18 protein-coding genes are annotated in these 19,083 nt (G+C 37.6%); 14 read left to right on the forward strand and 4 right to left on the reverse strand.

The window, feature by feature from the left end; all coding sequences use genetic code 11:
• Positions 1-19: 19 nt before the first annotated feature.
• Positions 20-415, reverse strand: a complete 396-nt coding sequence (locus LIZ98_RS02240) for a (deoxy)nucleoside triphosphate pyrophosphohydrolase (RefSeq protein WP_034768884.1) — start codon at positions 413-415, stop codon at positions 20-22.
• 412 nt (positions 416-827) lie between these two features.
• On the opposite strand from LIZ98_RS02240, the gene LIZ98_RS02245 reads away from it, so the two are divergent.
• Both LIZ98_RS02245 and LIZ98_RS02250 read left to right on the forward strand, forming a co-directional pair.
• Positions 828-1,604 carry an ABC transporter ATP-binding protein gene (locus LIZ98_RS02245; RefSeq protein ID WP_095141388.1) on the forward strand — a complete coding sequence of 259 codons (777 nt, stop codon included), beginning with the start codon at positions 828-830 and terminating at the stop codon, positions 1,602-1,604.
• 2 nt (positions 1,605-1,606) lie between these two features.
• On the forward strand, positions 1,607-3,262 hold the full coding sequence (locus LIZ98_RS02250) for an ABC-2 family transporter permease (RefSeq protein ID WP_227138775.1): 1,656 nt from the start codon (positions 1,607-1,609) through the stop codon (positions 3,260-3,262).
• A gap of 110 nt (positions 3,263-3,372) precedes the next feature.
• Here LIZ98_RS02250 and LIZ98_RS02255 read toward each other — a convergent pair whose 3' ends face one another.
• A complete protein-coding gene (locus LIZ98_RS02255; protein WP_227138776.1) occupies positions 3,373-4,866 on the reverse strand; it encodes an amidase in 1,494 nt (497 codons plus the stop codon).
• A 527-nt stretch (positions 4,867-5,393) separates the two neighbouring features.
• On the opposite strand from LIZ98_RS02255, the gene LIZ98_RS02260 reads away from it, so the two are divergent.
• Together LIZ98_RS02260 and LIZ98_RS02265 are read left to right on the forward strand one after the other, a co-directional pair.
• Complete coding sequence (locus LIZ98_RS02260) at positions 5,394-5,849, forward strand: YrvL family regulatory protein (protein WP_041845966.1); 456 nt, start codon at positions 5,394-5,396, stop codon at positions 5,847-5,849.
• Between the two features lie 93 nt (positions 5,850-5,942).
• Complete coding sequence (locus LIZ98_RS02265) at positions 5,943-6,533, forward strand: nucleoside 2-deoxyribosyltransferase (protein ID WP_034768895.1); 591 nt, start codon at positions 5,943-5,945, stop codon at positions 6,531-6,533.
• A gap of 57 nt (positions 6,534-6,590) precedes the next feature.
• On the opposite strand, the gene LIZ98_RS02270 is transcribed toward LIZ98_RS02265, so the two are convergent.
• Complete coding sequence (locus tag LIZ98_RS02270; protein WP_227138777.1) at positions 6,591-6,773, reverse strand: hypothetical protein; 183 nt, start codon at positions 6,771-6,773, stop codon at positions 6,591-6,593.
• A gap of 295 nt (positions 6,774-7,068) precedes the next feature.
• Here LIZ98_RS02270 and LIZ98_RS02275 point away from each other — a divergent pair, with 295 nt between their 5' ends.
• The 5 genes from LIZ98_RS02275 (at position 7,069) to phoU (ending at position 11,274) form a co-directional block, all read left to right on the forward strand.
• Complete coding sequence (locus tag LIZ98_RS02275; protein WP_041845967.1) at positions 7,069-7,905, forward strand: phosphate ABC transporter substrate-binding protein; 837 nt, start codon at positions 7,069-7,071, stop codon at positions 7,903-7,905.
• 48 nt (positions 7,906-7,953) lie between these two features.
• The gene (gene pstC / locus LIZ98_RS02280; protein WP_034768899.1) at positions 7,954-8,853 is read left to right on the forward strand and encodes a phosphate ABC transporter permease subunit PstC; all 900 of its coding nucleotides are present in this window, start codon (positions 7,954-7,956) and stop codon (positions 8,851-8,853) included.
• A gap of 2 nt (positions 8,854-8,855) precedes the next feature.
• Complete coding sequence (pstA, locus tag LIZ98_RS02285) at positions 8,856-9,680, forward strand: phosphate ABC transporter permease PstA (RefSeq protein ID WP_108897751.1); 825 nt, start codon at positions 8,856-8,858, stop codon at positions 9,678-9,680.
• 43 nt (positions 9,681-9,723) lie between these two features.
• Complete coding sequence (gene pstB / locus LIZ98_RS02290; protein ID WP_041902108.1) at positions 9,724-10,518, forward strand: phosphate ABC transporter ATP-binding protein PstB; 795 nt, start codon at positions 9,724-9,726, stop codon at positions 10,516-10,518.
• Positions 10,519-10,614: 96 nt separating this feature from the next.
• Positions 10,615-11,274: a phosphate signaling complex protein PhoU gene (gene phoU / locus LIZ98_RS02295; RefSeq protein ID WP_034768902.1), complete on the forward strand. Its 660-nt coding sequence runs from the start codon at positions 10,615-10,617 to the stop codon at positions 11,272-11,274.
• A 92-nt stretch (positions 11,275-11,366) separates the two neighbouring features.
• Here the strand turns inward: phoU and LIZ98_RS02300 are convergent, their stop codons facing one another.
• The gene (locus LIZ98_RS02300) at positions 11,367-12,158 is read right to left on the reverse strand and encodes a TerC family protein (protein ID WP_041845969.1); all 792 of its coding nucleotides are present in this window, start codon (positions 12,156-12,158) and stop codon (positions 11,367-11,369) included.
• 1,125 nt (positions 12,159-13,283) lie between these two features.
• On the opposite strand from LIZ98_RS02300, the gene LIZ98_RS02305 reads away from it, so the two are divergent.
• Genes LIZ98_RS02305 through opp4C form a run of 5 tightly spaced genes read left to right on the forward strand, consistent with a single transcriptional unit; the run spans position 13,284 to position 18,996 of the window.
• Positions 13,284-14,312 carry an ABC transporter ATP-binding protein gene (locus tag LIZ98_RS02305; protein WP_041902093.1) on the forward strand — a complete coding sequence of 343 codons (1,029 nt, stop codon included), beginning with the start codon at positions 13,284-13,286 and terminating at the stop codon, positions 14,310-14,312.
• The gene (locus LIZ98_RS02310; protein WP_051989022.1) at positions 14,309-15,325 is read left to right on the forward strand and encodes an ABC transporter ATP-binding protein; all 1,017 of its coding nucleotides are present in this window, start codon (positions 14,309-14,311) and stop codon (positions 15,323-15,325) included. Before LIZ98_RS02305 ends, LIZ98_RS02310 begins: the two co-directional genes overlap by 4 nt.
• A 30-nt stretch (positions 15,326-15,355) precedes the next feature.
• Positions 15,356-17,068, forward strand: coding sequence for an oligopeptide ABC transporter substrate-binding protein (gene opp4A, locus LIZ98_RS02315; protein ID WP_227138778.1), 1,713 nt, complete (start codon positions 15,356-15,358; stop codon positions 17,066-17,068).
• A 42-nt stretch (positions 17,069-17,110) separates the two neighbouring features.
• Positions 17,111-18,076 carry an oligopeptide ABC transporter permease gene (gene opp4B, locus LIZ98_RS02320; protein WP_041848201.1) on the forward strand — a complete coding sequence of 322 codons (966 nt, stop codon included), beginning with the start codon at positions 17,111-17,113 and terminating at the stop codon, positions 18,074-18,076.
• Between the two features lie 11 nt (positions 18,077-18,087).
• Positions 18,088-18,996 carry an oligopeptide ABC transporter permease gene (gene opp4C, locus LIZ98_RS02325; protein ID WP_227138779.1) on the forward strand — a complete coding sequence of 303 codons (909 nt, stop codon included), beginning with the start codon at positions 18,088-18,090 and terminating at the stop codon, positions 18,994-18,996.
• The last annotated feature ends 87 nt before the right edge of the window (positions 18,997-19,083 follow it).

Consider the following 19,083-nt stretch of genomic DNA (forward strand, 5'->3'; position numbering starts at 1 on the left):
CTTCTCGTATTTGAGAAGACTACTTTTCATTCATTAATAATTTTACTGCTGGGATATCTGCGGGTGCCCAAACAAGTGAATTTAGATTTTCCTTTTTTAGCCAAATGAATTTTGAATGTTCAACTGGTACAGGATTTCCTTCAATAATTTTTGCCTTTATTGCAATTAAATGAATAATAAAAGTTTCGTATTCATGAATGTTTTCATTATGAATATCAAAAGTCTCAATTTTACATTTAAATTCTTCTTCTATTTCTCGCTTTAGTGCCGTAAAAACATCCTCATCCGCTTCGACCTTGCCACCGGGAAATTCCCAATGATTTGAAATTGACATTTTCGGTGACCTTAATGCACAAAGAATCTCACCTTGGTCATTTTCTATAACGCCTGCAACTACTTTAATTTTCTTTTTCATAATAAATCTCCTCATAAAAAACTAGATATATTTATTATAATATACTCTTAGTTTCGTACCTAAAAATATTTGTGGTTAAAAATAAAAATAGCAATAAAAAAGCCGCATAAACACTGATTATTTGTTATGATTAGAGTACTAATCCAATGTTATGATTAGAGTACTAATCCAAAATAAACTAAAGGATATGTTTTATACAGGAAATAAGTAAGGAGATTTCAAACTCATGAGGTTTCCAATTATAGGGAGGCCATGTAAATTTTCAAATTCCGCTTCCTTTGCCACAAGGAGGGCTTTCCAAAATTATATGTTAATCGGAGGAAATCGACAAATAATATGAAAAATAAACGGACAAGGCCTATTTTCCTTATCCCGAAAATAATTATAAAGTTAAGAAAAGCAGGTGATATTCATGAGTGAGGAAGTCTTATCAATTCGTAATTTGCGTAAAAATTTTGGAGAGAAGGAAGTTTTGAAAGGGGTGGATCTGGACGTTTACCGTGGGCAAATTATCGGATATATCGGTCCAAACGGTGCGGGGAAGAGTACGACGGTCAAGATTTTGCTCGGTTTGGAAGGGGATTATTCTGGAGAAATAAAAATATTTGGCCGTGATATTTCTAATGGTGATATTAGCTATAAGAAAAAAATTGGGTATGTACCCGAGATGGCCGATGTTTATGATAATTTAACAGGTTATGAGTATTTAACATTTGTTGGCGAGCTATATGGGCTAAACCATGACTTAGTCGAATATAAGGCCAAAGGATTAATGGATCTGTTTGGCATTGGCGAGGTTTTTCATACGAGAATTGCTTCCTACTCAAAAGGGATGAGGCAAAAGCTGCTGATTATTTCAAGCCTTCTTCATAATCCGGAGCTGCTTTTTCTGGATGAACCGATTAACGGGTTAGATGCGAATAGTGTTATGGTCTTTAAGGAAATATTGGCTGAACTGGCTGCACAGGGAAAAACGATTTTTTATTCATCTCATATTATGGATGTCGTTGAAAAAATCAGCAGTCGTATTGTTTTGCTGAATGACGGACAGATTGTTGCAGATGGATCTTTTGCCGAGTTACAAAAGAAACAGGGCGGAACACTGGAAGAAATTTTCAATCAATTAACCGGGTTTCATAACCATGAAGAAATTGGAAGAAGATTCGTTTCGCTCGTTCAAGAGGTGTAATAATGGAGACGAGAGATTTTAAAAGATTAAAAGTGTTGGACAAGTTGCAATGGTTTTTTGACCGCATGGGTGTTAATTATTCGGTAATGAGGAAAATTTTACAAGTGAAGATGATTATGGATGAGCGTAGAGTCCCAACGATCTTCAACCAAAATAAGAAAAAAGACGGGACCGTGAAAAAAGAAAGCAATGGATTCATCAAATCGTTATGGGTCTACTTATTGATGAGTTTATTTTTGCTGCCGTTTATTTTTTTAGGCGGGAATTATTTATTTCAAATGAGTTTGATTTTTGGGATCATCATGTTTATGGTGATGACGACGATGGTATCGGATTTTTCAACGGTGCTTTTGGATATTCGCGATAAAAATATTTTATATACAAGACCAATTGACCGAAAAACAATTAATATGGCGAAAAATGTTCATGTTATGTTTTATTTGCTGTTATTAACTGCTGCACTTGTCGGGATTCCGGTGCTGGCCGGTTTATTTCGGCACGGCGCGATCTTTTTCCTTATTACTGTTATTGAATTAATTTTACTAAATATGTTTATTGTTGTCATCACGGCGCTGATCTATATGGCAATTTTAAAGTTTTTCGACGGTGAGAAACTAAAGGATATAATTAACTATGTACAAATAATACTTTCGCTCTCGATTATGGTGGGCTATCAAGTTGTTGTGCGTTCATTTGAGCTTGTTAATCTTGATATTGTTTTTATTCCAAAATGGTGGCATCTTTTTATTCCGCCAATCTGGTTTGCAGCACCTTATGAAATGTTTTTAAATCACGTGTTCAGTCCGACAATGGTTGTTCTCAGTGTTTTTGCTGTACTGATCCCAATTGCTTCCTTTCTCCTTTATCTTCGGTTGATACCTTCATTTGAAAAAAGCTTGGAAAAACTGTCAGCACTTCAAGCGCAAAAAGAAAAGAAACGAGGAAAAATTGGAAAAAGTTTGCTGAAACTGATTTGCCGAGACCAAACGGAACGCGCGTCTTTTTGCTTTGCCGGCATCATGATGAAAACGGAACGCGATTTTAAGTTAAGAGTCTACCCATCGCTTGGGTTTTCAATTGTTATTCCATTTATCCTATTTTTTAACCAAATCGCCTCGCAACCTTTTGCCGAAACAGCTGCAAGCAACTTGTATCTTTCCATCTATTTTGCGATGATTGTCATTCCGTCTGTTGTACTATTGCTAAGTTTTTCCGGCAAATATAAAGGAGCCTGGATTTTTCAAGTGATTCCAGTTCAAAATATGGAAATGATCATTAGCGGGACATTAAAGGCGTTTCTGGTCAGGTTGTACGTTCCTATCTATGTCCTGTTAAGCGTGATTTTTGCCGCTATATTTGGCGTTCGTATTATACCGGATTTGGTCATTGTCTTTTTAACATCGTGTCTGTACACCTTAATTTGCTTTTTGTTCAGAAAAATTACCATGCCGTTTTCAGAACCATTTGAGGCAGCGAAAGAAAGTGATTCTTGGTATATTTTTGGCCTCATGCTCATCATTTTACCGTTCTTTGGTTTGCATTATTTAAGCTTATATCTTCCGTTTGGAATATATTTATATATGATTGTCTTGGCGGTGGCCCTAGTTTTTGGGTGGAGATGGGCGATTGGCTTGAAGTTGAAAAATGTCCGTGTGTAATCATGTATTTATTTGTGGAAAATATAAGGTTGATAAAAGTTAGTTCACTTTACTAAAAGATTTGGAGGGTCTGTCATTCAAATTTGAAGCAGCAGACCCTCCTCGGGGTTTTAAAGCAACGGATTCCCTTTCATCCCTATCCATAGTTCAGACTGTTCTATTTGTGCGGCAAGTTGCAGGAGCCAGTCTTCTTTTCCTTTTGGTGCCATGAACTGGACACCGAGGGGAAGTCCGGCAGCAGTTAAATGAACCGGAACACTAATTGCCGGTTGTCCGGTTAGATTCGCCAGTTGAGTGAATGGGGTGTAAGTAAGACTGGCTTCGAACATATCATAGACAAGTTTTTGCTGTTCGACCTTAGTCAGCTCACCAACTTTCATTAGTTCGGCAATTTCTTTTTCTGTCTGGGTGAGTTCGCCTACTTTCGGTGCTGCGCTTGCTGTGGCGGGGGTTAAATAAAGATCATATGTACGATGAAACTCAGCCATTTGTGCTGCGGCCACATCCCATTCATCAAGGCTTCTTGTATAATCAGCTGCAGTCACCGATTTTCCTGCGACGGTCAAAACCCAGGCAACAATTTCCATATCCGCCGCAGTAATTGGCCTTCCGAGTGCCTCCTCCTCGATTGACGCTACCATTCCGGCCATTTCACCACAATTCATGATGTAATAATTTTTTATTAAGCGGATTCCATCAACATTATTTGCTTTTTCTTCTACTTCATGACCTTGTTCTTCCAGCCATTTGATAGTTTTATACACGGCTAGACGTGCCTCCTCACTAACAGGGGTTCCAACAGGTGACTCCGTTGTGAACGCAATCCGGAATTTTCGCTTTTCCGGCTTTTCAACAACGTCCTTAAACTTGCCGGGGAATAACGGTGTTTGGTAGGCGGCTTCCGGTTGTACTGTTTGCAAAAGATCTAGAAGGGCGGCACTATCTCGAACAGATTTTGTTAAGGCAAAATCAATCGAGGCCCCTTGCCATTGCCGGCCGACACCGGGTCCAACCGGAGTTCTTCCCCTTGTCGGTTTTAAACCGAATAGCCCTGTAAAGGAAGCGGGAATCCGAATTGAACCGCCGCCATCACTTGCGCCGGCAATCGGAACAATCCCTGAAGCGATACTGGCAGCCGAACCACCACTCGATCCTCCTGGAGAATATTCGGTATTCCATGGATTCCGTGTTGGACCGTGGACTTCCGGTTCGGTAATATTTTTTAAACCAAATTCCGGCGTGTTTGTGTGACCGATAAAAAGGAACCCGGCTTTCCGGAGCCGTGCAACAAAATTGGAGTCGCGTTTGGCGATATTATCAAGAAACAGTTTGGAACCGGATGTTAACGGCTCACCTTTAACAGCTTGAGATATATCTTTTAACACAATCGGAACCCCGGCAAATTCTTGCTCGCCAATCCGGAGTTCAGCTATTTCTTGAAATACTTTTTCTTTCCGTGTACGAATGACCGCGTTTAGCGTTGGATTAACTTCCTCTAACCGTTTAAAGGCGGCTTCAACTAATTCTTTAGGTGATACTTCCTTTCGTTTCACCAATTGGGCAAGACCAATCCCGTCCAAAGCCATATATTCATGCTTGTCCATATATTTTTCCCCCATCTTGCATTTTTGAAAAATCTTTCCAGTTCAATTGTAAGGGAAATGCATTACTTTTTAAAGGAAGGTGAATTTGCATATAAATGAAAACTCAATCAAAGCAAATTTAAGAGAAATTATTTGTCCCTCTCTGGATTATGCTCCCAGCGAAAACGGAACGCTCGCCTGAATAATATGATATCGTCAAATTATAAAGCAACTCACACCCTCTATTCCAGGTTTTTATCCAACCTCGGTTATAAAAAACGAATAAATTTATGGGAAAATTGAAACCAACTTATATTCAATTCGTATTTTATTGATATAAACATAAACAATGATTTTTATAAAGGGAGAGGATAAAATTATTTAAAACTTTTAAATTAGTTAGCTTCCGATGAACCGTATTTTTCCTTAAAAAATATCAACTAATAAGGTTATATTATATTGTGCGGACCGAGTTTTAAACGAACGATCAGACGATTTGGAAGAACAATGTGAAGAACGATAATACGACAACAGAAGGGATAGTATAAATGAATAAACATAAAGAAAACGACTCTTTTTCTGATTTGAAGCCTTTTGAAAAGATTTTAGTTATTGTATCATTGATCCTTCTTGTAGTCTTGGCACTTTCCTTTATAATTGGAATTTTCTTTTTTGGCTTTGCCGGACTATTTCACATCTTTGGCGTTCATTATGAATCGATTCAGTCACTAATTCTTTTTGCAGTTGTATATTTTATAGTCGCTCTTATTCTAGATTTCCTATCGATTCTGCTTTTTGGTTTACTATCAACATATATAACAAACAAATTTAAATTATTTGTTACCCGGATGATTTTGGACTGTCTCTTTTCCTGGATTGCTCTCCATACAGTAGATGATGTAATGGAATCGATAACCATTCCACTAATGACTGAAATTGTTGTTGTGATTGTATTCTTTATTATTGAAGAAGCATTTGAAAATAAAAAAGACAAAAAGGAATAATAAAATAAAATTTACTTTTTTCCTAGATGATTGTGTTACTATATTTATTGACTTTTGATTTTTACATAATGTAGGAAGAAAAGGAGAAGTTCCATGAAGACAAAGTCGATTCAACTCAATCATTTTCAACAAATGCTCTCTCAATTTATGGAAAAGCACCGTATTAAAGATTTAGTTAACGATTTTGATTTCCACCATGAAGCAAAGGTGTATCTTGGCAGCGGTCAGATGTTTAATGATTTTGGCCGACTAGGATTAGAATTGCTGGCGGATTTGTGTGAAGCGGTTCACTTAGATTATTATTTGCCGCAACATAATGATGAGATTAACAAAAAAGATGCAAATCATTTAATTACGAATGCGATGATTGCAGACGGTGATAATCAGCAACTAGAACAATGCCAATTTATGTTAAGTCATTTTACTATTCCGGAAGATAGCGGACTTAGTGCCGAGTGTGGTCGGTTTGCTTATATGCGGAAGGCCAATCCGGAAAAATATTGGGCCAGTGTGGCGATATTGGACGATATTCGCAGTTTAACGATTCCGAATCCGGAACAAAAAGGGATAGAAAACCAAGCAATTTATATGAATTCCTATACAGCCGGATTACCTGATTATATAGGGGAAACATTATATGACTGTTTTCAATTTTTCTTTAAAAGTTATAAAGAACATAAATGATTGACTTATAAGGAATGTTTAACGACCCGAATTAAAAATAATCAGTACATACCAAAATCATCCAATTTGAATAGCAAATTTGTTCCATAGAGCCGTTCTATGGGACAGTTCAGCCCCAATTTCCGACGATTTTGTCCCATAGAATGTGATTCGGTCAATCCTATGGGACATTTCGATTTGTATTTCTTCTAATTTTGTTCCATAGAGCCGTTCTATGGGACATTTTACATATTTTTCCACTCGAAATGCTCCATGGAGCCGTTTTGTTAGACATTCTGTTCATGCAAATCTTGCGTAATATAACAGGGATTTTCTTGGGTAACTAATCATCAAGACATAATTTAAAATACTTTATCAATCCGGACAGTTCCGGGGATATTATTGCCGATAGCTGTTCACTCCAAACAAATCTATTAATAAAATTTACAAAACCTTTACATTCACTTAATAGCTCATTTACAAAACATAATTATTCTCTAAATTAGAGAGAATATAAATGAGCATTGTGCAATTTGTGCATCTTGGGGGTTTTCAAATGATAGATAAAAGAAAAGGAATGGTTCTTATTACCCTAGTTTTAACAATTATATTATTCGCTTGTGGAAAAAATGAAGAAAAATCAGGAACAACAAATGGAAATGCTGCTACAATTTCCATTTCCGGTTCTACTTCAGTCGGACCACTAGCAGAGAAATTAGCTGAAAAATATAAAGAGAAGAACAATGTAAATATAGAAATTAACCAGATTGGCTCATCTGCAGGAATTACCAATGCCGTAAATGGTGTTTCGGAAATCGGTATGTCTTCCCGCGATTTAAAGGAGGAAGAGAAGGCGAGTTTACAGGAAACGGTGATTGCTTATGACGGAATAGTTGTTGTCACCCATCCAAGTAATCATGTTAAAAATTTAACATTAGCACAAGTAAAGGATATTTTTACAGGAAAAATTACCAACTGGAAAGAAGTTGGAGGAGATGATCTGGAAATTGTTGTTGTTTCCCGTGAAGATGGCTCAGGCTCCCGTGACGCTTTCCAAGAAATTGTCGGTTATTCATCCGGAGAATTGGTTAGAAATTCCATTATTGCCAGCGGAAACGGAAATATTAAAACAACCGTTGCAACAAACAAACATGCAGTTGGATTTATTTCATTTGAATATATTGATGAATCGATAAACACAGTAAGTATTAATGGTGTCGAGGCAACAGCAGAAAATGTTCTCCGGCAAAAATACAGTCTGTCCCGTCCATTTTTATTTGTTCATAAAGAGGAAAATCTTTCCGATGAAGGGAAAAAATTTATCGATTTTATATTAAGCTCGGAAGGTCAAAAAATTGTTAGGGAAACAGGAGCGATCCCTGTAAAAATGTAACCAAAAGATAAAGCAACATTTGTACTAGCAACCACGGAGGAGTAAACAATGTCAACCTTACCTGTAAAAAGAGAAAAATCAAATAAAAGAAAGTATTTTATGGAGAAACTATCAGGGAAAGTTTTCCTGTTTTGTGCACTTCTTTCTGTTATTAGCCTTTTACTTATTATTGGATTTGTGTTTTTTAAAGGGTCCAAGCCGTTTATTGGGGAAGGATATAGTATCGTTGATTTTTTGTTCGGCAACGATTGGGTTCCAAGTGAAAATCAATTTGGCATTTTTCCTATGATCGTTGCTTCCATTTACGCTACAATTGGTGCCCTTATCATTGGGGTTCCGGTCGGTTTATTTACCGCGATTTTTTTGGCAGAGATTGCTCCGAAAAGTATCGCAAAAATAATTTCGCCGGCCGTACAACTGTTGGCGGGTATTCCATCTGTTTTATACGGCGTTTTTGGGCTGGCCGTTATCGTTCCTTTTTTGCAAAATCAGCTCGGTTTAATAAAAGGACAGAGTTTAATCGCCGTTATTCTCGTTTTAGCCATCATGATGTTGCCGACCGTTGTTACTGTTGCGGAAACAGCTATCCGGGCTGTTCCAAAATCATACCGGGAAGGTTCATTGGCTTTAGGTGCTTCCCAGATTGGGACAATTTTTAAAGTTGTTGTACCATCAGCAAAATCAGGTATTATGACGGCCGTTGTTTTAGGAATGGGAAGAGCAATTGGTGAGACAATGGCAGTAATTTTAGTGGCTGGAAACAGTTTGATTATCCCAACCAGCTTGACTGACAGTATCCGGCCTTTAACAACGAATATCGCATTAGAAATGGGTTATGCCTTTGGAACCCATCAAGAAATGTTGTTTGCCACCGGGATCGTCTTATTCTCCTTTATTTTATTATTAAATTTTGTGCTGGCAAGAATCAGTTCGAAAGGTGGTAATTAAGTTTGAGAAAGCTTAAGGATCTTATTTTACTGGGGCTATTATGGTTTGCCGCTTTCCTTACAGTTGCAGTACTCGTAACCATTGTTGGCTTTATTTTTTACAAAGGAATTGGACTTATCAGCTTTGATTTTATTTTTGGTGATTATTCCCCATCAGGCGGGGGCGGAATTTGGCCAATGGTGGTGACAACGATATACACAATTGTCATTTCCTTACTTATCGCGACCCCGATTGGCATACTCGCAGCTGTTTATTTGCAAGAATATGCCAAACAAGGAAGAATGGTCAGAATCATTCGTTTTGCGACCGAGAGCTTAACTGGAATTCCATCAATTATATATGGTTTGTTTGGGGCGGTGTTTTTTGTAACGACTTTAAAATTAGGAATGTCCATTATTGCAGCGTCCTTGACATTAACGATAATTATTTTACCGGTCATTATCCGGACGACAGAAGAATCGTTAAAGACGGTGCCGCAAAGCTATCGGGAAGGTTCGTTAGCTTTAGGAACAACAAAACTGCAAACTTTATATAAAGTAATTTTGCCGAGTGCTATGCCGGGAATTTTATCGGGAATTATTCTTTCCATGGGACGGATAATCGGTGAATCTGCCGCCATCTTTTTAACAGCTGGAACGGTAGCTGCCATGCCTGAAAGTATTTTTTCATCAGCACGGACGCTTACTGTCCATTCATATTTAGTCACACAGGAAGCCGGAGATATTGAACTCGCAGCCGCAATTGGCATTATTCTTATTGCGATTATTTTAATACTTAATTTTTCCGCCACATGGATCTCAAAAAAATTGAATAAAGCCGAATATTAAAAAAGGAGACTGGGGTATGTATACAACAACACTGGAACCAAAAATGGTAAAAGATGAAAAGTCAACCGTAACAGAAACACCTGAAACGAAAACAAAAATTCATGTAGAGAATTTGAATTTATTTTATGGTGAAAAACAGGCTCTTTTTGATGTATCAATTGATATTAAAGAAAAAGAAGTAACGGCATTAATCGGTCCATCCGGATGCGGGAAGTCAACGTTTTTGCGAACGTTAAACCGGATGAATGACTTGATTGAAGGAGTAAAAATTAGCGGCGAAATTATTATCGATGATGAAAACATATATGAATCCAATGATGTTATTAAATTGCGCACGAAGGTTGGTATGGTCTTTCAAAAGCCGAATCTGTTTCCAATGAGTATTTATGATAATGTCGCATATGGTCCACGAATGCAAGGGATTAAAAATAAGGCTGTTTTAAATGAAATAGTTGAAAACAGTCTTCGTGGTGCAGCGATTTGGGATGAGGTAAAGGATCGGTTAAAATCTTCCGCTCTCGGACTTTCGGGTGGTCAGCAACAAAGAGTTTGTATTGCCCGGGCAATCGCGATGAAGCCGGATGTGATTTTAATGGATGAACCAACCTCCGCATTAGATCCGATTTCAACTTTGAAGATTGAAGAATTGATCGCGGCAATGAAAAAGGACTATACGATTGTCATTGTAACGCACAACATGCAACAGGCGGCACGGGTATCCGATAAAACAGCCTTCTTCTTAAATGGTGAGATTATCGAATTTGATGAGACAAGCAAAATCTTTTCCATGCCAAGTGACCAAAGAACAGAAGATTATGTAACTGGTCGGTTTGGATGATCCTGTCTTACAGCGTGAGAACGTGTCTCGTGAGCAAAACATCCGCAAAATTAGAGGTCATTGAAAAAGGGCAAAAAAGAATCGAGGAGGTTTCAAATGGTTGTTCGGGAGAGTTTTGATAGTAGTTTACAGGAACTGCAAGAAAAAATGATGGAGATGGGGGAACTGACAGGCACGTTAATAGAAAAGTCATTTATTGCGCTTCAAAATCAAGATATTGAGCTGGCTTTAAGGGTTATTGAAGATGATGATGAGATTGATGATATGCAAAATGAAATTGACCAATTGGCGATATGGTTAATTGTTAAAGAGCAACCGGTGGCCAGAGATATACGAAAGATTATCGGCGCGATAAAAATTCTTACAGATGTAGAACGTGTTGCTGACTTTGGGGTGAATATTGCAAAGTCAACCATCCAGATTGGAAATGTTCATTCGCTCATTCATTTAACAGATCTTGAATCTATGAAGAATAGATGTATCAGCATGTTGGAGAAATCGTTACAAGCGTTTTTTGAGGAAAATATCAGCCTTGCCAAAGAAGTAGGGGATATGGATGATCAAATTGACGACCTTAGTGATGCCAATTATAAAAAACTTAGCGCTTATTTAAGTGAACATCCTGAAGAGACAAACCAGCTTGTGCAATTAATCCTAGTTAACCGCCACCTTGAGAGAACGGCTGATCATATTACGAACATTGCTGAAAGTGCTGCTTATTTAATAAAAGGGAAGAAGTATGATTTAAATCCATAACTAGAACCGAGGACGGTTTACAGCGGTATCCATATTATCTCAAGAATTGGTCCCTTATTGTTTTTAATGAAAACAATAAGGGACATTAACTTTTATATACTATGTTTCTCTTTTTCCGTTATATTAGCAGTTGTTTCATTATGGAGTGGAGTTTCTTTTTGTTTTGATCCCGAATAAAACCAACCGCCGACAGCAAGCGAAATCATGACAACCCAGAAAATCGAGTTCCAAATTGGTCCTTCAACAAATGAATGAGGAATGAGATGAACCGCATCATGGGCTAATGTATGAACCGCCAATTTGACACCGACCCATCCCACAATTAACATCGCTGCTGATTCCAGACTGGGACGCTCGGTCAGTAATCTGATAAATAAAGCTGATGCAAACCGAATAATGATTAGACCGGCAAGTGCACCCAATACGATGACAATAAATTGCGCTGTATCTATTCCACCAATATGACCGAAACTTGTCGCTGGAAGGGCAATTACTAATGCAACGGCCGCCAAAATAGAGTCAATGGCAAATGCGATATCAGCAAAAGCGATTTGAGTGACAACACCTTTGAAACTCTTTTCTTTTACCTTTTTCTCCTTATGGTCATTTTTGATAAAATGTTTAATCGCTAAAAAAATCAAGTAGGCTGCACCAGCTGCTTGGACTTGCCATACATTAAATAAAAATGAAATGATAAAAATCGCACCAATCCGGAAAGCGAATGCGAATGCTAAACCGATATTTAGAGCTTTTTTCTGTTGCTCTTTAGGCAGACTTTTTGCCATTACTGCTAATACTAGAGCATTATCAGCTGATAACAAGCCTTCCAATACTACTAATATTAATACAACTGAGCCATACTGTAAAAACAGTGATAAATCCATTTTCTACCTCCAAGTGATTTAATTATGATAAACGAACAAGACCTTTGAATTATGAGTAAATTTCATAATTCAAAGGTCTTGTTAACAACGCAAGGTTGCCAATAAAACCGATGGGGTCCACCCATGTAATGACGGCTTTATTGTAAAAACTACTCCCCTTTGATTTTAGGTAAAAGACTATATCAAAAACTATAACAAATTTACCGGATGAAATTCAATACTTTTTTATAATTTTTTATGAGTTAACACGATTTATATAGTGTAAAAGACTTGTTGAATTATAGAAAAAACTGTTGAACTTCATAACTTTCAAGTTAAAAATTCTCCAATCACTTTTGCTGATTAATAACTACGGTTGATTTTTTCCTCCTGTTGAAGGCCCCTTATTTTACTGCCGAATTTTTTCGCCTGATTACTAAACTTAAGAAAGCCGAATTCCTGTCGGCTCCTTGTATAATTTTTTATCTCATGGTAAATATGGTAAAAGTAAATCTTGCGTTAATTTTCCCGTAACTTTTTTTGGTGCTAATCATTCCCTTATTTTTATGCGGTCATTTTTCCTATCCCTTTTTAACTACCAAAAACAAATCAAAACAAGAATATTTATATGTTTCCAAAATATTATATTGTAAAATAGAGTTTTTTCATTAATTAGAATTTGGCTAAATAAAACTATTATTCATAAAAATGCTATTTACATATTAAATTAGTAATAATACCTGTAGTATTATCAGTCAATTTTTTAACTAGAGGTGATGTCAATGGGTGAATCGTATCTTTTCTAAAGAAGGCGCCCGGAACCGGACAATAAGGCTAATCCAAGCTTTCCACCTTATTTTTAAACTTTTTTATTCTATAAGAAAATCACCCGGATCATGATAATAAGACTTGTCAAAGTATGGATGTTATTTTTTAACTTTTCAGACAATAACGAATGAACGAACGTTTACTTTCTTAAACGACCATTGATGCATAGTTCACCGAAAAACTTTATCGGCTGTAAAAAAAACTTTCCTTGTGCACTTATACTTAAATCTTAAATTTCCAACTAATTGGCATCCTTGCCAGAAATTTATACTTTTAAAAAAATAACTGAATCATCATTCAAAAAGATAGAGGTGTATTATGAGCAAATTAACCCATGCATCTAAAAAAGCACCATTATTAGAGGTTAATCATTTAGAAACAGCCTTCAAAATTGATCGTGAATATTATAATGCCGTAGATAACGTATCATTTACCGTCAAGCCTCGCCAAGTAGTCGGAATTGTTGGTGAATCCGGATGTGGAAAAAGTGTGTTGTCACTATCGGTAATGAGGCTTCTTCCAAAAGGAATTAGTGAAATTTGCAGCGGCGAAATATTATTTGACGGTAAAGACGTGGTGAAAATGTCAGAGAATGAGATTAATAATATTCGCGGAAAAGACATTGCAATGATTTTCCAAGAACCGATGACCTCATTAAATCCCGTATTTACCATTGGTTATCAATTACAAGAAGTATTGTTAAATCATATGGAAATTTCCAAAAAGGAAGCAAGACAGAAATCAATTGAATTGTTGAAAGGTGTAGGAATCTCCCGCCCGGATAAAATTGTTGACGAATATCCGCATCAATTATCAGGGGGCATGAGGCAACGAGTCATGATCGCGATGGCGATTGCATGTCAACCTAAGCTCCTCATTGCAGACGAACCTACGACTGCACTCGATGTAACCGTACAAGCCCAAATTCTCGAATTACTGAAAGAAATTCAAAGTGCAAATGACATGGCGATTATTCTAATTACCCATGATTTAGGCGTTGTTGCAGAAATGTGTGATGATGTTATCGTCATGTACGCCGGTAAGATTGTTGAGAGAACCGATGTGGATACTTTATTCTACAATCCGAAACACCCATATACGAAGCTATTAATGGGCGCAATTCCAAAAATGGATGAAGATAGAGAAGTACTTGAGTCTATTAAGGGAATCGTACCTTCGTTGAAAAATATGCCCAAGGTTGGATGTAAATTTGCTGCGCGCTGTCCACATGCGATGCCGGAGTGCTCATTTGTCACTCCACAATTGGCTGAAACTGAACAAGGACATGAGGTAGCTTGTTTACTATATGAAACGAGCAGGCCTAAGGAGGGGATGAACGTACAATGAATAACGCACAACCAAAACTTACGACCATAAACAGTAATAAAAATCGTTTTAAAACTCTCTTAGAAGTTAAAAATTTAAAAACCTATTACCCTGTAAAAGGCGGATTTTTCAGAAGGACGGTTGCCAATGTCAAAGCGGTGGATGATGTTTCTTTTGAAATAAAAAAAGGGGAGACTTTAGGATTAGTAGGTGAGTCAGGCTGTGGTAAATCTACAACGGGCAGAACGATCCTGCGCCTCATCAATCCGACAGACGGGCAAATTATATTTGACGGTAAAGATATAACAAATATACAAGGCAGGGCATTGCGTGAAGCAAGAAAAGATTTCCAAATGGTATTCCAAGATCCTTACGCTTCCCTCAATCCAATGCAAATGATTGGTGACATTGTTTCTGAACCTTTAAAAAACTTTGGTAAGTCAAACAAAAAAGCATTAAAAGAAGAAGTTATGGACCTGTTAAATCGGGTCGGACTTCCGGAAGATGCCTATGAAAAATATGCGCATGAGTTTTCCGGGGGTCAGCGTCAACGGATCGGAATTGCTCGGGCATTAGCGCTGAAACCTAAATTAATTGTCGCCGATGAGCCGGTTTCTGCGCTGGACGTTTCTGTACAATCCCAAGTATTAAACTTATTAAAAGAATTACAGAAAGATTTTGGCTTAACATATTTGTTTATCGCTCATGACTTAAGTGTCGTCAAACATATGAGTGATCGGATTGGCGTTATGTATCTTGGAAACATCGTGGAGATTGCTGACCGTAATTCGATTTACAATGAACCGCTGCATCCGTACACACAAGCCTTAATATCGGCCATTCCTGAACCTGACCCAAGAAAAAGCAAAGAACGCATCGTTTTAAAAGGTGACGTTCCAAGTCCGGTTAACCCGCCATCCGGTTGTCCATTCCATACGAGATGTCCGATGGCAAAAGAAGAGTGTTCAATAGCTAAACCGACTTTAAAGGAGGTGAGGCCGGGGCATCAAGTAGCATGTATTCTTTACAATTAGCAAAAGCAAAAATTATTAAGGGGGAGAAAAATGAAAAAATCATTTCTAAAGCTAACAGTGCTAATGCTTGTTCTTTCGCTTGCATTAGCTGCGTGTGGCGGCGGGGACAAAAAGACAAGTAAATCTAGTGACGGAGGCAACAAATCAGGATCGCAAGACGGAGGCACTTTAACGTATGCGATGGAAGCTGAATTTAAAGGTATATTAGATGTCAACTTCTATGATAGTCAATCTGATAATGAAATTTTAACTTTCAATACAGATCCATTGATTACATTTGATGAAAATATTAAAGCACAACCGAATATTGCTAAATGGGAAACGAAAGATAACAAAGTATTTAAGTTTACTTTCGAAAAAGGTGTTAAATGGCACAATGGTGATGAGTTAGTTGTCGACGACTGGATTTTTGCACTTGAAACAATTGCTTCGATTGGCCCGGATCATCAACGTTGGTCCAATGTTAACACGATTGAAGGTGCAAAAGAATTTAACGAAGGAAAAGCAGATTCCATTTCCGGTTTGAAAAAAATTAATGACTATGAAATTGAAATTACTTTCGACAAAGCTCGAGCAAATAACTTAGAAAATATTTGGCAATATCCATTGAATAGAAAACATTTTGCTGACCTAAAAGGCAATAAAAATATTGATGATTGGTTGGCGTCTGACCAAGTACGCGTTAACCCGATTGGAACCGGTCCGTTCAAAATCCAAAAAGTCATTCCGGGTGAGTCTGTAGAGTTAGTTCGTTTCGACGACTATTGGAAAGGAAAACCGAAACTTGATAAAGTTGTGGTAAAAGTGATCGACGGTTCATTAATCGTTGGTGAGCTTGAAAACGACGGCGTGGATATGAGTGCCTTCCACCCATCATTACTCCCGGAAATTCAAAAATTAAAAAACGTGAAAATAGAAGAAGTTCCGGGTCTTTCTTACTACTATATCGGATTCAAATTGGGCACATTTAAAGACGGTAAAGTTGTAATGGATAAAGACAAATATGCAAACAAACAATTACGTCAAGCATTATTATATGCAATCGACCGTGAAGAGTGGGTAAAAGAATTCTTTAGCGGATTAGGTAATCCGGTCAATCGTCCAATGCCGTCAGCACATTGGATTGCTGCAGATAACAGTGAATTACCGGTCAACTACACTTATGATCCGGAAAAAGCAAAACAATTGCTGGATGAAGCCGGGTACAAAGATGTGGATGGAGACGGCTTCCGTGAAGATCCAAACGGGAAAAAGTTTGAAATCAATTTTGCTCATTATGATACCGGCAACCCGACATATGAGGCCCGTGCCAAAGCCATTACGCAATATTGGGAAGAAGTTGGAATTAAATCGAATTTAACAATGACAGAAGTAAACCTCTACTACGATCAAATTGAAAAAGACCATGAAACAATGGAAGCATTCTATGGCGGATGGGGTACAGGTGCTGACCCGGATCCGTGGGCACTATGGGGTGACGATACAGTTTGGAACTATCCTCGTTGGGTCAATGAAGAAGCAAACGAGTTGTTGAAACAAGCTGTGGATGTTGAAGTCGTTGGTACTGATCAAGAAAAACGCAAAAATCTTTATGTAGAATGGCAAAAAATCTTTAACGAAGAAGTACCTGCACTGCCAATTATGGAGCTAAATGACGTTTATGCAATTTCTAACAAAGTTCAAGGTGTGAAAATTACTCCTGTAGGAATGGAAGATATGCATAAATGGTCGATTAAACAATAATGATGAAATGGTTCCTTTGATTGAAAGATAAGGAGAATGCATATGCTGAAATATACACTTCGAAGAGTATTAGCTATGATTCCAATGCTTTTCCTTATCTCCATTATTGTGTTCTCCCTGGCAAAATTAATGCCGGGGGACTCACTTGGTGGAGAGATTGATCCGGCAAATACGGATCCGGAATATATTGAGCAGATGCGGGAAAAGCTTGGATACAATGATCCCATTTATGAACAATACTTTCGTTGGATTACCAATTTTGTTCAAGGTGATTTCGGTAAATCCACCCGTTACAAAATTCCTGCAAATGAAATAATTATGGAACGTTTACCGAATACAATCTTTTTAAGTTTGACCTCATTAATTATTACTTATGTTTTAGCGTTAGCGATGGGTATCTATTCCGGTCGGAAACCATATACACTTGGAGACAATACAATTGCAGCAGCCAACTATATCGGACTGGCCTTACCATCCTTTGTTGCCGGTGTGTTTGCCATTTATATTTTTTCTTTTCATCTTGGATGGTTCCCTTCCAATGGATCTGTTGATATTTCAGTCACTGAGGGAACATTTGAATACTGGCTGAGCAGATTCCATCATGTGTTATTGCCGGCATTCGTTTTAGGACTATTAAATACGGCATCCTATACACAATTTTTACGTAATGATATTATCGAGAACAGTAGGAAAGATTATGTTCGGACAGCCCGTGCAAAAGGTACTTCAGAAAGCAAAATATATAATGTTCATATTTTTAGAAACTCAGTGATTCCATTAGTGACATTTTTAGGATTTGATATCGTAAACTTAGTCGGCGGAGCGATTATTACGGAAACGATTTTCACCTATCCCGGAATTGGACAACTTTTCTTAACTTCAGTAACGAACCGCGACTATTCTGTTTTAATGACATTAACGATGATGTTTTCTGTATTAACATTAGTCGGGAACTTAGTTGCTGATATCCTTTACGGGATTGTTGATCCGCGAATTAGGCTTGATTAGGAGGAATGGCAATGGAAATAATGACAGATAAAAATAGTGCCGTGAACATTAAGCCGCCGAAAAGTATGTCTCCATGGGCCATTGCTCGAAGAAAGTTTATTAGAAATAAACTGGCGATGATTAGTTTATGTTTCTTGGTTTTTGTTTGTATTGTTTCTTTTTTAGCACCATACATTACCACGCATGATATTACAAGAATAAATATGGGTTCATTTTCACTGGAACCTTCATCGGAGCATTGGCTTGGTACAGATAAGAACGGCCGGGATGTTTTTACAAGATTGTTATATGGTGGAAGAATATCTTTGTTTATCGGGCTTGCCTGTACGGCATTTGTTATTGTTACTGGGACGATTATTGGTTCCATAGCCGGTTATTTTGGAGGAACCATTGATAATCTGTTAATGCGGTTTACCGATTTTGTTCTAACATTTCCTTTCTTAGTTTTCGTTATCGTACTAAACGCGATCCTTCAAAATAAGGTTAGCGGCGTATGGGTATTGATCATGGTTATTAGTGGATTAAGTTTGGGCGGTGTAGCCCGGATTGTTCGGAGCAAAATTTTGGCAGAGAAAGAAAATGAATATGTCCTTGCAGCAATATCGATTGGATGTTCACCTTTTAAAGTGATTATAAAACATTTACTGCCAAATGTTTTATCGACAATCATTGTTCAGGCTACAATTTTATTTGCCAGTATGATAGTTGCAGAAACCGGGTTAAGTTTCTTAGGGTTTGGCGTTCCATCTGAAACTCCAAGCTGGGGGAATATGTTATCTTTTGCAAATGAACCTGATGTACTACAGGATAAACCGTGGATTTGGATTCCTCCTGCATTAGCTGTTACCTTGACAATACTGTCCATTAACTTTATTGGGGAAGGATTAAAAGACGCGTTAAATCCAAAATCATATAGATAAAGTGAAACTTCCATCAGTGGGGATTTTTTATCCCCACTGATGGTTAGTAGAACCAATCGGGCACTTACGGGAACTTATCTTCCTCCT

The sequence above is a fragment of the Caldibacillus sp. 210928-DFI.2.18 genome (genome assembly GCF_020554505.1).
Lineage (GTDB): Bacteria > Bacillota > Bacilli > Bacillales > Caldibacillaceae > Caldifermentibacillus > Caldifermentibacillus hisashii.

Excerpts from the sequence above, each read along its gene's own strand:
- LIZ98_RS02240 (WP_034768884.1), bottom strand. The coding sequence starts at position 415 with ATGAAAAAGAAAATTAAAGTAGTTGCAGGCGTTATAGAAAATGACCAA.
- LIZ98_RS02245 (WP_095141388.1), top strand. The coding sequence starts at position 828 with ATGAGTGAGGAAGTCTTATCAATTCGTAATTTGCGTAAAAATTTTGGA.
- LIZ98_RS02250 (WP_227138775.1), top strand. The coding sequence starts at position 1,607 with ATGGAGACGAGAGATTTTAAAAGATTAAAAGTGTTGGACAAGTTGCAA.
- LIZ98_RS02255 (WP_227138776.1), bottom strand. The coding sequence starts at position 4,866 with ATGGACAAGCATGAATATATGGCTTTGGACGGGATTGGTCTTGCCCAA.
- LIZ98_RS02260 (WP_041845966.1), top strand. The coding sequence starts at position 5,394 with ATGAATAAACATAAAGAAAACGACTCTTTTTCTGATTTGAAGCCTTTT.
- LIZ98_RS02265 (WP_034768895.1), top strand. The coding sequence starts at position 5,943 with ATGAAGACAAAGTCGATTCAACTCAATCATTTTCAACAAATGCTCTCT.
- LIZ98_RS02275 (WP_041845967.1), top strand. The coding sequence starts at position 7,069 with ATGATAGATAAAAGAAAAGGAATGGTTCTTATTACCCTAGTTTTAACA.
- pstC (WP_034768899.1), top strand. The coding sequence starts at position 7,954 with ATGTCAACCTTACCTGTAAAAAGAGAAAAATCAAATAAAAGAAAGTAT.
- pstB (WP_041902108.1), top strand. The coding sequence starts at position 9,724 with ATGGTAAAAGATGAAAAGTCAACCGTAACAGAAACACCTGAAACGAAA.
- phoU (WP_034768902.1), top strand. The coding sequence starts at position 10,615 with ATGGTTGTTCGGGAGAGTTTTGATAGTAGTTTACAGGAACTGCAAGAA.
- LIZ98_RS02300 (WP_041845969.1), bottom strand. The coding sequence starts at position 12,158 with ATGGATTTATCACTGTTTTTACAGTATGGCTCAGTTGTATTAATATTA.
- LIZ98_RS02305 (WP_041902093.1), top strand. The coding sequence starts at position 13,284 with ATGAGCAAATTAACCCATGCATCTAAAAAAGCACCATTATTAGAGGTT.
- LIZ98_RS02310 (WP_051989022.1), top strand. The coding sequence starts at position 14,309 with ATGAATAACGCACAACCAAAACTTACGACCATAAACAGTAATAAAAAT.
- opp4A (WP_227138778.1), top strand. The coding sequence starts at position 15,356 with ATGAAAAAATCATTTCTAAAGCTAACAGTGCTAATGCTTGTTCTTTCG.
- opp4B (WP_041848201.1), top strand. The coding sequence starts at position 17,111 with ATGCTGAAATATACACTTCGAAGAGTATTAGCTATGATTCCAATGCTT.
- opp4C (WP_227138779.1), top strand. The coding sequence starts at position 18,088 with ATGGAAATAATGACAGATAAAAATAGTGCCGTGAACATTAAGCCGCCG.